10 protein-coding genes and 2 pseudogenes are annotated in these 12,159 nt (G+C 59.2%); 7 read left to right on the top strand and 5 right to left on the bottom strand.

Annotated elements, in window-relative coordinates:
• Positions 1–21: 21 nt before the first annotated feature.
• The 3 genes and pseudogenes from FGL94_RS02880 to FGL94_RS02870 all read left to right on the top strand — a co-directional run.
• Complete coding sequence (locus tag FGL94_RS02880) at positions 22–1,371, top strand: sulfatase-like hydrolase/transferase (RefSeq protein WP_144920751.1); 1,350 nt, start codon at positions 22–24, stop codon at positions 1,369–1,371.
• A 490-nt stretch (positions 1,372–1,861) separates the two neighbouring features.
• The gene (locus tag FGL94_RS02875) at positions 1,862–3,727 is read left to right on the top strand and encodes a Rieske 2Fe-2S domain-containing protein (RefSeq protein WP_186313320.1); all 1,866 of its coding nucleotides are present in this window, start codon (positions 1,862–1,864) and stop codon (positions 3,725–3,727) included.
• 58 nt (positions 3,728–3,785) lie between these two features.
• A pseudogene (locus tag FGL94_RS02870) lies at positions 3,786–3,932 on the top strand (IS6 family transposase); the annotation flags it as partial.
• A gap of 5 nt (positions 3,933–3,937) precedes the next feature.
• Here FGL94_RS02870 and FGL94_RS02865 read toward each other — a convergent pair.
• The 4 genes from FGL94_RS02865 to FGL94_RS02850 form a co-directional block, all read right to left on the bottom strand.
• Complete coding sequence (locus tag FGL94_RS02865; protein WP_144920747.1) at positions 3,938–4,969, bottom strand: NAD-dependent epimerase/dehydratase family protein; 1,032 nt, start codon at positions 4,967–4,969, stop codon at positions 3,938–3,940.
• The gene (locus FGL94_RS02860) at positions 4,966–5,943 is read right to left on the bottom strand and encodes an NAD-dependent epimerase/dehydratase family protein (RefSeq protein ID WP_144920746.1); all 978 of its coding nucleotides are present in this window, start codon (positions 5,941–5,943) and stop codon (positions 4,966–4,968) included. Before FGL94_RS02860 ends, FGL94_RS02865 begins: the two co-directional genes overlap by 4 nt.
• The gene (locus FGL94_RS02855; RefSeq protein WP_144920744.1) at positions 5,936–7,084 is read right to left on the bottom strand and encodes an NAD-dependent epimerase/dehydratase family protein; all 1,149 of its coding nucleotides are present in this window, start codon (positions 7,082–7,084) and stop codon (positions 5,936–5,938) included. The genes FGL94_RS02860 and FGL94_RS02855 overlap by 8 nt, the downstream gene beginning before the upstream one ends.
• Positions 7,085–7,165: 81 nt before the next feature.
• Positions 7,166–8,011, bottom strand: a complete 846-nt coding sequence (locus FGL94_RS02850) for a TrmB family transcriptional regulator (RefSeq protein ID WP_144920742.1) — start codon at positions 8,009–8,011, stop codon at positions 7,166–7,168.
• A gap of 85 nt (positions 8,012–8,096) precedes the next feature.
• Between FGL94_RS02850 and FGL94_RS18765 the strand changes: the two genes are divergently transcribed.
• The 4 genes and pseudogenes from FGL94_RS18765 (at position 8,097) to FGL94_RS02835 (ending at position 11,355) form a co-directional block, all read left to right on the top strand.
• Positions 8,097–8,222 (top strand): hypothetical protein, encoded by a 126-nt coding sequence (locus FGL94_RS18765; protein ID WP_277752602.1) that lies wholly within the window; start codon positions 8,097–8,099, stop codon positions 8,220–8,222.
• A 53-nt stretch (positions 8,223–8,275) separates the two neighbouring features.
• Positions 8,276–8,568: pseudogene (locus FGL94_RS02845) on the top strand (UTP--glucose-1-phosphate uridylyltransferase); the annotation flags it as partial.
• Between the two features lie 308 nt (positions 8,569–8,876).
• A complete protein-coding gene (locus FGL94_RS02840; protein ID WP_144920740.1) occupies positions 8,877–10,073 on the top strand; it encodes an orc1/cdc6 family replication initiation protein in 1,197 nt (398 codons plus the stop codon).
• A 460-nt stretch (positions 10,074–10,533) separates the two neighbouring features.
• Positions 10,534–11,355, top strand: coding sequence for an SWIM zinc finger family protein (locus FGL94_RS02835; RefSeq protein ID WP_144920738.1), 822 nt, complete (start codon positions 10,534–10,536; stop codon positions 11,353–11,355).
• A gap of 148 nt (positions 11,356–11,503) precedes the next feature.
• On the opposite strand, the gene FGL94_RS02830 is transcribed toward FGL94_RS02835, so the two are convergent.
• Positions 11,504–12,133, bottom strand: coding sequence for a class I SAM-dependent methyltransferase (locus tag FGL94_RS02830; RefSeq protein WP_144920736.1), 630 nt, complete (start codon positions 12,131–12,133; stop codon positions 11,504–11,506).
• Positions 12,134–12,159: the final 26 nt, after the last annotated feature.

Here is a 12,159-nt window from a genome sequence, read left to right as displayed (position 1 = left end):
ATCCATCTAGTGTATGGTACTATGAGTTGTGACAAGCCTAATATTGCAGTTGTGGTTCTCGACACGCTTCGAAAGGACTCGTTCGACGATAATTTCGACTGGCTCAACGGACAAAGGTACGGAAATGCATGGTCGACATCGCATGGTACTATCCCCGCACACGCCTCACTTTTTACTGGCTACTACTCCAGTGAGGTGAACATGACGTTCGCGAGTCGAATGTTCGATTGTGACACGCCGACGCTCCCGGAGCTACTCTCGGAATCAGGCTATCACGTCCGAGGTTTTTCTTGCAACACGAACATCACGCCTGCGTTTAATTGGAACCGGGGGTTCGACGAACTCAGTGGCCCCTCCCACATCCCGGGCTTTGAAACAGACATCCTTGACTGGAAGCAATTCATTGAGACCGTCGACGGTGACGGGCCGTTGCGATACCTGAAGGCGATTTCTGCGTGCTTCGCGCGTGACTGCAAGACACTTCCGTCGCTCAAGGCTGGACTCAATCTCAAGCTGGAGGATGCCGGAATTGGCCGTTATGGAGACATGGGCGGCGGCGAAGCAATAGAATGGATTCGTTCCTCTTCCTTCGACACGTCAGGAGAGTTCGTGTTTCTCAATCTCATGGAGGCGCATGGCCCTTACGAAGCGCCCGGGGGGTGGGCAACGACCGACCCAGTCGATACGGATGGCGTCAGAACAGCGCTTGATGGCTACGATCGACCACTCGATGATGTCAGGCAAGCCTACGAAGACGAGGTGCGCTATCTCTCTCACATCTACGAGCAAATCTTCGACGAGCTTACCGAGACGATGGATATGATAGTTACTCTCAGCGACCACGGTGAGGCATTCGGCGAACAGGGCGTGTACCAGCACCTTGTAGGCCTTCAGACGGAGCTCTGCCATGTTCCGATCGTTGTGTCTGGTGACGCCGCTACCCGGGTAAAAGAGACCGAGAACCCAGTGTCGCTCATCGATGTGTTCCAGACCGTTCTCGATTTTGCGAGTGTCGATAGGCCATCGGGAACGCGCGGTGTTTCCCTCTTTGACGACACTCTTAATGATCCAAGGCTAACGCAATATCACGGCCTTGTCTCTCGGTCAAGGGAACGAATGGAGCGTGAGGGAGTTCCAACAAACCTGATCGATTCGCTTGACCAATGCCTTTCTGGTGTCGTCACCCGAAACGGATATCAATTTCAGACGCCAGATTCCGATGGGTTCCGGATTGCGGGTGCGCCGGATGAAGATGGTGAATCGGTGCTCGCTTCACTTAAAAAGTCGCTCGTTGACGTGAAGTCAACCGATGTCTCCGAAGACGTTTCAAAAAACGTTGAGCAACACCTCCGCGACCTCGGCTACGCGTAACTTGATCCGCATCTATTATTCACGTAATTGTTCTGTTGAATCCGCAGAACGCGTCGGAATCGGGTTACTCTCTACTCGGTTCAGGACCGCTGCCGAGAGAATTCAGAGATGGAATCTTGGCAGAGAGCGAGAGGATACAGATCACTGGGTATTTCGTTACAATTCATTGACAATAAAGAGCGAGATAAACGCGCATTCAGAGATCGTGGTCCCCGCGCGGTCATCGGATTCAACAGAGCAGCACAGATAGTAGTCAACTCACTCACAGTCTCAATAACGCCGCCATTCAGATAGAGCAGATACAGGTGATTGATCGTCTCTTATTGCCCACTGAGAAACCATTAAAGCTAATTCTCTTGAATATAGAACAGGTTGGCGTCTGTTTGTATCGAGATTCATTCAGCTTTCGACTGTATCTGCGAGGATCAATCAAATAGACATGATACAGAGAAACATAACATATATGTGTAAATACATGATCATGAAGTTTATGCGCTTTCGCATTGGTCCGGCGTCTCGGCTCGAATCTACTCCTTCTCCTGTTGAGTTCGATGGAGACCCATACATTCTCACCAAAACTCCCAATGGTGACCCTCAACTGCTTGATGCGGTGTGTCCACATCAGGGCGGAACGATTGAGCCTGGGAGTGAGGAGTGTCTCACCTGCCATCAGCACGGGTGGAAATTCGATCCCGAGACAGGTGATAGCTTGAATATTCCCGGGGAGTCTGTTACATCCTATCCCGTCTACGAATCAGATGGCAATCTTTACGCGGACCTCCCAGACAGAACCCCGTCATTCGGTGGGTTTTCGGTTGACATAACGGACGAACTGCCGAACATCACACTTGTCTCCCACGCAGCGCTACTCGTCGAATACGGCGACTTCTCGCTGCTTATGGATCCCTGGATCGACGGCCACGCCTTCCTTGGCGGATGGACGCAGTACCCGCCGCCAACCCATGACGTTGAGACGCTGGCGAATGACATCGACGCACTCTGGATAACACATGAACACTCTGACCACCTCCATCCACCTACGCTTGAAAAATTCGACGCCGACATACCCGTCTATGTACCTGAATTGAATTATCAACGCCTGGCCTCCCGACTAGAGGACGTTGGATTGACGAACGTTCACAGCCTGCCAACTGGCTCCGCGTACGAACTCGCCGATAACCTCGAGGCAGTCTGTTTCGAATCCGAGAGCACATGGAACGACAGTATCCTACTGCTCAACTGTGGTGGATTCCGCATATTGAACGTCAACGACGCAGGCGTAAACTGGAACGTGTATAACGAGGTCAACTCGGTTGACCTCATTGCCTCCGGGTTTTCGTTCGGTGCATCTGATTATCCCATCATGTGGGATCACCTCTCCGAGGCAGAGACAGAACAGATGATCCACAACCGAAACGAGGGTCAACTTGACAAGTGCGAACAACTCGTCGAAATGTTCGATCCGAACTACTTTCTCCCATTCGCAAAATTCTTCGAACTGGTGCCGCCGTCACACGCAGATTATCGAGCACAAATCCAGCGAAATCGGCCACGCGATGTCATAACACGACTTGGAGACTACTCCGTCAACGTACTGGACCTGATTCCTGGGGAGAAATGGACAGGGCGCACAGAGGAAATCTCTCGACGTCCGGAACGGGAGTCGTTCTTCACCACCAAGACGACTGAGCGTATCGTCGAGGCGGCCTACGAGTCTCGTAGTCGATTCATCGACGAGGAATTCGTAATAACACATGAGGAACTCGCAGCGTATTTTGAGTCACTCCAAGGCTCGACACTCGCTTCAAAGATCGGCAACCATGCGTTGTCAATAGGGCTTAGTGGCGACGGAAGGCAGCTCACAGCATTAATCTCATTTTCCGACGGTCAAATATCGTACAAGCCGACCGACTCTTTGGTATCGCATTCAGAGGTCGATTCACAGACCCATGTCATCATGGAGTGTCCTGGTCGACTAGTCCAATACGTCATCCGAAACGATCTCTCGTGGGATGAAATCCGCATCGGCTACTGGGCGACGTTTAGCCGGTCACCTGACGAATACAACCTGGCGTTCTGGAGACTCCTTCATGCTCCGTGGGAAGCCCGCGCCGACGTGTACAACGTTACCGAAGGATACGATATCGAGACCGGCCTATCCGGTGAATCGGTGGCCGATCTCATCGAACGCCAGGACGTTCAGGACATTCTCGATGAGTATGGTCTGTTCTGTTCTGGCTGTCCGAACGCGATTGGCGAGGATATTCTCGAAGCGGCTCGAATCCACGGATTGAGCCAGCAGCAAGTAGAATCACTCGTCGCCAATGTTGAACAGGCTATTGACTCCTCGCGCTAAATGGAGGCGGTTTTGAGATAGGGTCGAAGGATGAGTCGGTTAAAAGATCGAGTGTTTTATGCTCCGTTTCGACCGTCTTAGCGGCGATAGTGGTTGGATCGAGTTAGATTTCCTGGTGCGAGAGGCGAGACTTGAGCCGGCGATGAAGTTCGGAATCCGACATCATTTGGCTGGACGATCACTTTCGGATTCTGTTTCAGTAATGAGTGGCTAGGTGTCGAGGGTCAGTAATTGCTGAACTGACTCATTTATGCTCTCCTGTGGAGCCCAGTTTAACCCGTCTGACACCGCGGAAATATCCACCCCGAACTCCTCAACCATCGTCTCTCCACTCCGCGGATTCTCGACTAACTCCACGTCCACGTCGATCCCGCGCTCCTCTAGCGCCGCCTCCCGAACGATCTCCGCGACTTCCATCACGCTCATATCTTCGTCACTAGCAATTTCGTACGTCCCGGTCCCAGTCTCTCCCCGGTCTAACTGCTCCAACAGCCGCTCCGCGCTTCGGACGTACACCCGCGCCACGTCCTTCACGTGGACGAAGTTGCGCGCCTGCGTCCCGGGTTCGTAGACGGTCAGCGTCTCCCCCGACAGCGCTCGATCGACGAAGAAGTTGATCACGGTCGGCTTGCTCACCTCCGTCCCGTCGACGACGTGCTCGCCGTAGAGGTTCGACTTCAGGAAGCAGTGTGCCGGGAACGCGCCGTCCGCGAACGTCTCGACCGCGCGCTCACCCAACAACTTCGTCCGCCCGTACCAGTTCAACGGGTCGCGCGCCTGATCGGCCGTGATGGGGAACGACTGCGGGTCTCCCAACACCGCCATGCTGAACGGGAAGGCTAACGCGGCGCCCGTCTTCCGACAGAACCACGCCACGTTGTTCGTCCCCGTGACGTTCACCTCGTAGGCGAGGTCGGCGTTCTCCTCGCAGTCGTCGACCCCGCTTATCGCTGCGAGGTGACAGACCACGTCGGCGCCGTCGAGCGCGTCCTCCAGCCGGTTGCGATTCCGGATGTCGACGTGCTCGATCTCGACGTCGCCGATCGCGTCGACCTGCGCGCGGTACCCGTTGTCGAGCGCGATCAGCTCCCAGTCGGGATGCGCCTCGCGCAGCTCGACGACGACCCGACTGCCGATGTATCCGGCCGCGCCGGTGACCGCGATCGTCGGGGTCGACTCCTCGTCGTGAGGTTCCGTCGTCGCCTCGGTGTCGGTCTCGCTATCGGGTTTGTGGTCCGTCATGCGGTCACCTCTTCGCGCGCGTCTCCGCGAAGCTCGTCGGCGATGTCTCGGATCCCCTCTCGGAGCGTCCACTCCGTCTCGAAGCCGGTTGCGGCCAGCCGATCGAAATTCACGTGGTAGGAGGGGCCGGGCTGTTCGTCCTCGAGGTAGGTCACGTCCAGCTCGCGGTCCAGCTCCTCGCGGACGATCTCCGCGATCTCGCTGATCCGGTAGTTCCCGTCGTTCGACCCGACGTTGTACACGCGCTCGGGCCACGAGTCGGGCTCCAGCGCCGCCGCCGCGTACGCCCGTGCGGCGTCGCGCACGTGGATGAACGGTCGCCAGTTCGACCCGTCGCCGTAGACCGTCAGGGGCCGATCGGTGAGCCCGCGGAACACGAAGTGGTTCACCACGAGGTTGAACCGGACCCCGGGCGACCAGCCGTAGTTCGTGCTCATCCGCAGCGCAGTCCCGTCGAGATCGTATTTCTCGACGGCCTCCGCCAGCAGTTCCTCAGAGGCGACCTTCGACTCGGCGTAGGGGTTCAGCGGGTTCTGCGTCGTCGCCTCGTCGATGTCCGTACTCGCGGCGCGCCCGTAGTTGTTACACGACGAGGCGACGACGACGTTCTCGACGTCGAACTTCCCCGCGGCCGTGAGCACGTTCTCGGTCCCGTCGCGGTTCACCGCGAACGTCTCGGCCTTCCGGTCGTGCGTCGACGCCGCTCCGGTGATCGCCGCGAGGTGGATCACGGCGTCGACGCCGCGGGTGGCGTTCTCGACGACGCCGTACTCTCGCACGTCGCCGCGGCGGAACCGGAGATCGTCGCGGATGCTTCCCGCGAGGTTCGCTGGCGACCCCGACGACAGGGAGTCGAGAACGACTACGTCGCCGACGCGTTCGTCGGCCAGCAGTTGCGGAATCAGCGCGCTCCCGATGTAGCCGCAGCCGCCGGTGACGAGGACGCTCGTCTCGCCTTCCGACCGCTCACTCATCGGTCAGCACGCCGGGTAGGAATCGGTCCTCGTGGGCCGCGATCCGATCCTGCTCCTCGACGAGCGTCCCGAGCACGTCGCGGATCCCGGCTTCCAGCTCCTGTCGCTGGCCGCCGACCAGATCGAGGAACCGATCGTTCTCCATTTCCATTTTGTGTTCCTCGTCCTCGTTGCGCGGGTTCTCGTAGTGTTTCACCTCGGCGTCGAGGTCGAACTCGTCGCCGACCTCGGCGATCGTCTCTGCCAGCTCGACGATGGCGACCGGTCGGGTGACCTGATTATAAATGTCGATCCCGTCGTCGCCGGAGTGGCCCTCTTCGACGAGCCGCACGAGGCTCTCGACGGTGTCTTCTAAACTCACCATCGGCTTGCGCTGTTCGCCCTTGCCGTAGACGGTGATCGGGTAGCCCGCCACGGCCTGCGCACAGAAGCGATTGACGACCGTGCCGAAGTAGTAGTCGAAGTCGAACCGCGTCGGGCTGTCGTGAGCTTGGGTCTCATCGGTCTCGGTCCCGTAGACGATCGCGGTCCGAACCTCGCTCATCGGGAACTCGAACTGCGACTCCGCGAGCCGCATGTTCGCCGCGTCGAACGACTTCGTCTGGTGGTACCAGCTCCCGCCCATCGCCGGGAACGGGACCTCGTCGTTACCGCCCTTCCGTTCGACCTCCAGCCCGCCTTCCGGGATCGGGAAGTGCGGCGCGCCGTAGATCCCCGTCGTCGTCGTCTCGATGAAGTGCGTGTCGTGGAGGCCCGCTTCGTGGAGCCCGTGGAGTAGGTTGAGATTCATCGAGACGTTGTTCCGCTGAGTGTACAGCGCGCGCTCGCCGTTGATCGACGAGTAGGGCGCGCTCGGCTGTGCGGCCGCGTGCAGCACGGTGTCCGGCTCGTGCGTCTCCAACAGCTGGAGCACGAAGTCGCGGTCGGCGAGGTCGCCCTCGACGAGGCTGAGGTTCTCGATCGCGTCGAACCGTCCCTCCGGATCGTCGATTCGCGTCGCCGACACGCTGCCGGATTCGGCGACCCAATCGCGCCGCGCGAAGTTGTCGACACAGACGATCCGTTCGTCGAGGCGGTCCGCCAGTCGAAGCGCGGTCGGCCACCCGAGGTACCCGTCTGCACCGGTAAGTAGGACAGTCATCGTTACTCGGACATCGAGTAACTTAGACTAAAGGCTTTCTGATTAGCGCGCGGGATATCTCATGAGCCGGAGCGCGCTTGTTTATTGCGTTTCGGAACGGCTCTCGTGTCGCCAGAGGAGATCGAAGTACTGCCAGAGCCCGGCCACGAACGAGGGGTTCTCGGTGACCGCTGCCTGGCGGTGGTGGTTCGGAATTTCCTCCTGTTCGACCATCAGTAGGCCTTGGCCGCCGTCGTACTCGAGACTCGGATCGACGAATGTTCCGCGCCACGGAAGCACTCGATCGCTGATACGGACGGATACGGAGGGGAACTCCGCTGCAAGAAGATTCCGGATCTCACCTTGTCGCCGCTCGTTCTCCGCCGAGAGGTGTTCGGGCGCGAGCAGCAGTGCGTCGATGTCGACGCCGCGCTCGATAGCGTCGCGCATGGCCGGCTTCACGGCGTCGATATACCCGAAGCTCTTCGTGAGGACGTGTACGGACTTCTCGGCCTCATCAAAAAGACGGCGCGTCTCGCGCTCGCTCGGTTCGCCGACGTCGACGACGTGGAACAGGTCTTCGGTCGGGCTGAGGTCGTCGACACCCCTGTCTCGAACCGGCGCGTACGCGTCCACGAACGACTCTTCGACCGCCTCGACGTCCTCGCGGAACCGCTCGTACGCGTGCCGTCTATTCGCGACGGCCCGCTCAGCGATCTCTGACGGGTCGTGCGGCTGATATCGTTTCGGTCGGCCCGGAATGACTTTCACGTACCCCGCCTCTGACAACGAATCGAGCACGCCGTAGATCCTGGCTTTCGGGATGCCGGTCGCCTCGGCGAGATCGGGTGCCGTCGTCCGGCCCAAAAGCAGTAGTTCCTCCAGTGCCGCGGCCTCGTACTCCGTGAGATCGAGCAACGAAAGGAAACCGTCGCCGGAATCGGACATGCCCGCCCGTCGTCGCCGCCTCCGTAAGTACGTACTGGTGCGTCGGAACAGTTATATTGTATCGCTCTAGAGAGTTACTCAGAAGATGAGTAACCAAACGTCCTCCGACGAAGACGACGCTCACCTCGCGGACATTCCCGACGGAGCGGGCTGTACAGAAATCTGGGAACACCTCTCGGACGGACGCGACGAAGAGCCCTCTGGAGACTAGCCACGATACGAGCGTCGGCGGCGTCCGGAATCACTACCGAGCTCATCGAGCTTTTCGCCGACCCACCGAGCAACCTCGTGATGACCGGCTTCGACACGTTCACGCCGCGATCTTCCACGCGTGTCACCTCGTCCAACCCTCTGACCGCGGCGAGTACGAACTCCCCGACGCGATCGATCTGCTCATCCAGTCTGGCCGCACCATCGACGCGATCCGGCTCGACGGCTGGCGCATCGACGTGGGCTATCCCGAAGACCGCGACCGCGCCGAAGAGCGCCTCGACGAGCTGCCCGAGGAGGACGACGACGCGGAAGCGGAAGTAGACGAAGCCGCGGTCGACGCCTGATCGGTCGGCCGCCGCAGCGATACACACCCCTCGTTTCGTCTGTTCACGCTAGTAGCGAGGATGGGAGTCTGTTGGGCAGACACCCCTCGTTTCGTCTGTTCTTCTGGTAGAACGATGGGCACTCTACGAGTAGCGAACGATAGGCACTCCACGAGTAGTATCGATCACACCCCTCATTTCGTCTGTTCTGTGTCACGGAGTTCGGGTGCTGATCCACCCGCCGGCTATAACGAAGAAACAAACGAAACAAAGTAAACAGACGAACGCCAATTTTAAGTCAGCAAGTAGTGTTACACGGAATACCAACGATGTCTGAAGATCTCTTTACCGAGATGACTGAGACCCTCTTTGAGGACAAATCCATTCTCTCGGAGGAGTATCGGCCGGACGTTATTGTCGAACGAGACGACGAAATTGACGCATATCGATCGGCACTCAAAGACGTGCTTTTCGGCCGAAATCCCGCAAACGTGTTCATTTATGGAAAAACCGGTGTCGGAAAGACGGCCGTCACGGAGTACATGATGAGTGCCCTCCAGACTGAAGTGAAGCGGCGGGATGAAGCCGAGGAACTCCACGTTCACTTCCGAAACTGTAACGACGACAGCGTGTACAGAACGGTTCGATCGCTTATAAATAGTATCCGCGGAGATGACGGAGAGACGTTTCCGGAAACCGGCCTTTCAACGTCACACGCTCTCGAAACGCTGTACGATGAAATGGAGACACGTGGCGGCACATTTCTGTTCATTCTCGACGAGATCGATCACCTTTCTGACCCAGATTCACTACTGTACGAACTCCCTCGTGCGCGAGCGAACGGCCATCTCGATGCAGCACGCGTCGGCGTGATCGGGATCAGTAACAACTACACGTTTCGCTCGTCGCTGAGCCCGAAAGTCAAGGACACGCTGATGGAGAAGGAACTCGCCTTTTCGCCGTACGACGCAGACGAACTCCAGTCGATCCTCACTGCCAGAGCCGAGAAGGCCCTCCTTGACGGTGCATGTGAGGACTCCGCGATTAGACTCGCAGCGGCAAAGGCCGCGAAAGACACCGGGAGCGCACGACAGGCGATCGACCTCCTCCGCGAGGGCGGCGATGTCGCCGAAGAACAGGGAGCGACGGCGATCACCGACGACCATATCGAAGTGGCTGCGACGCGTGTCCAGCGAGGTCGTGTCCAAGACAAGTTGCGCGACCAGACCATGCACGGACAACTCATCTTAGAGTCGCTCGCACGAATCGAGGTCGACGGGGACATTCCCGCACGGTCAAAAGAGATCCAGGCGGTGTACGAACGCGTCGCACGAAACTGGGGTCACGATCCACTGACCACGCTAAAGAGCATCCAGAACCATCTCGCGGATCTCACGATGCTCGGATTTCTCGACCGCACTGAACAGAATGAGGGGCGTGCGGGCGGTGTCCACTATCGGTACGAGCTCGCGTTGGACCCCGAAATAATCTTAGAGACGCGTGAGTCGATCGAGAACCAACCGTAGCCAGCGTTTAAACGGAGGAACAGACGAAACGAGGGGTGTCGAAGGCCGAGAAACGGTAGCCGCCTCTAGCTGAAGAAGAACAGACGAAACGAGGGGTGTATCTGACGAAAAGGAGCCTACGGACTCCAGAAACGAGAACAGACGAAACGAGGGGTGTCCGAGAGCCGCAGAGTCGCTGGCAAGCAGGCTTACATCACGACAAAGGTGGCCGTCGGTACTACGAGTACCACCCGATCTCGATCCGGAGATCACCCACACGTTCTCGAGACGCTCGAAGTGATCGACGTTCGTCGTCAGGACCGGAACGTGCTGTGCGCAAGCGGTCGCACCGCTGTACACGTCGTGTCGGTCATCGAGTCACTGCCCGCGTCCCGAAGATCCGCAACGACGCTGATCCTGATGGCTGCTACCGATCCAAACGCAAATTTTTCCGAGTGGCGACGGAACACGACTCCCGATCATGGATGTGACCGAGGGCACAGTTCGAGAGACCTGCACGGACGCGGTTTTCGAGCGCGGAGAGAACTATCTCGCCGAGGGCCGTATCCGTGAGATACACCGCGTCGACGCCGCCGTAACCGCCGTCGTGAGCGGCAGTCGCCAGTACGACGTTCGCGTCGACCTCGCCGCCGACGGGTTCGACCCGTGGTGCGAGTGTCCGTACGACGGACCGGGAGCGTGCAAGCACGTCGTCGCCGTGTTGCTCCGCTGTCTCGACGATGTCCCGCCGGACGAGGGCGACCGGCTCGACGCCGCGCTCGACGCCGCGGACCCCGGCGATCTACGAGCGTTCCTCCGTGAGACGTTGGCGACCGACGCTGACCTCCGCGAGCGGTTCTTCGCCCGGTTCGGCGAACCCTCGACGCGCTCTGTCGACGAGCTGCGCGCCGCTATCGATCGGCGGTTCGAGGAGACGAACCCCGAGTACTACGTCGTCTTCGAGCCGATCGACTTCTCGGAGTGGTTCGATCTCGCGACCGAGTACCGCGAGCAGGGCCGGGAGGCGTCGGCGGCCGCGGTGTATCGGGCGCTCGTCGAGTCGCTCGACGACAACATGGAGCGCGTCGACGGCGCGTACGACCACTTCTCACAGGCGTTCGCGCGAGCGCTCGACGGATACGTCGACTGCGCCGCGGCCGCAGGGCGCAAGGCCGACGGAGCCACAGACGCCGTCGCCTTCCTCGAGGAGCGGGTGGAGTCGGGAACGCAGTATCTCGCGGACCAGTTCGAGCGTGCGGCGACCGAACTACGGGGAGAGCTGGCAGATGGATCAGACAGCTGAACGAGTTCGACACGGTCAACGCGATCGGCTTCGGATTCCGTGACTCGTCGCGCGGGAACGCCGCATGCATGACGTCCAACTCCTCATCGGCCATCCCGCAAACGGAGATGGCCGATCCTCGCTTTCGTACGCGTCCAGCACGTCCCTCTTAAAAAGCCCCTTCGGGGACGCGAAAGGTCCGCGTGGTGTCTCTGTCGCCACGAACGACATCGACCTCGACGAGACCCAGCGAGGTGAAGATGCGGCTCCAGTCTCGGTAGTACAGGGGAGTGTCGCTGTCGACGTAGTTCACGTCCGGGTCGGACGGCGCGGAGTCGCGTATCGGCCTCTCGATCTCGGCCGTGACGAGGAGGGTGTCGGTGATCCGAGCCACTTCCGCGAAGACCCACTCGACGTCGGGATGGAGGTGCTGTAGCGTTTCGACCGAGTACACCGCGTCGAACTGTCCGTCGTCGAACTCCTCGACGACGTCCTCTATCGAGCCGCAGTGAAACGTCCCGTCGGCGGCGAGTGCGGGATAGGTCTCTCGCATCGTGTCGAACGCCTCGGGGTTGATGTCGACGCCCGAGAGATTCTCGAAGCCGTGGTCGGCGAGGTGCGCGAGATGCCGGCCGGACCCGCACCCGAGTTCGAGAACCGTCGCGTCACGGTGAAGGTGTTCACTGAGGGTCTCGCGGATCACCGTACTCGTCTCGTTCGGACCGTAATGCGCGTAGTACGCTGGCGAGTATTCGCCCGCCCGATTTGTCCACGTGTTTCGGACGGTATCAGGATCCACGTCTCACGACTCGGGCAAAGATGTAA

Origin of the sequence: Halorubrum salsamenti (assembly GCF_007671685.1) — an archaeon.
In the GTDB taxonomy this organism is placed as follows: Archaea; Halobacteriota; Halobacteria; order Halobacteriales; family Haloferacaceae; genus Halorubrum; species Halorubrum salsamenti.
The sequence above is the reverse complement of the archived record's forward strand: the minus strand, read 5'-3'. Positions and strand labels throughout refer to the sequence as shown.

What these genes read in the sequence shown, in the direction of transcription:
- FGL94_RS02880 (WP_144920751.1), top strand. Translation starts at nt 22, where the DNA reads ATGAGTTGTGACAAGCCTAATATTGCAGTTGTGGTTCTCGACACGCTT.
- FGL94_RS02875 (WP_186313320.1), top strand. Translation starts at nt 1,862, where the DNA reads ATGCGCTTTCGCATTGGTCCGGCGTCTCGGCTCGAATCTACTCCTTCT.
- FGL94_RS02865 (WP_144920747.1), bottom strand. Translation starts at nt 4,969, where the DNA reads ATGACGGACCACAAACCCGATAGCGAGACCGACACCGAGGCGACGACG.
- FGL94_RS02860 (WP_144920746.1), bottom strand. Translation starts at nt 5,943, where the DNA reads ATGAGTGAGCGGTCGGAAGGCGAGACGAGCGTCCTCGTCACCGGCGGC.
- FGL94_RS02855 (WP_144920744.1), bottom strand. Translation starts at nt 7,084, where the DNA reads ATGACTGTCCTACTTACCGGTGCAGACGGGTACCTCGGGTGGCCGACC.
- FGL94_RS02850 (WP_144920742.1), bottom strand. Translation starts at nt 8,011, where the DNA reads ATGTCCGATTCCGGCGACGGTTTCCTTTCGTTGCTCGATCTCACGGAG.
- FGL94_RS18765 (WP_277752602.1), top strand. Translation starts at nt 8,097, where the DNA reads ATGAGTAACCAAACGTCCTCCGACGAAGACGACGCTCACCTCGCGGAC.
- FGL94_RS02840 (WP_144920740.1), top strand. Translation starts at nt 8,877, where the DNA reads ATGTCTGAAGATCTCTTTACCGAGATGACTGAGACCCTCTTTGAGGAC.
- FGL94_RS02835 (WP_144920738.1), top strand. Translation starts at nt 10,534, where the DNA reads ATGGATGTGACCGAGGGCACAGTTCGAGAGACCTGCACGGACGCGGTT.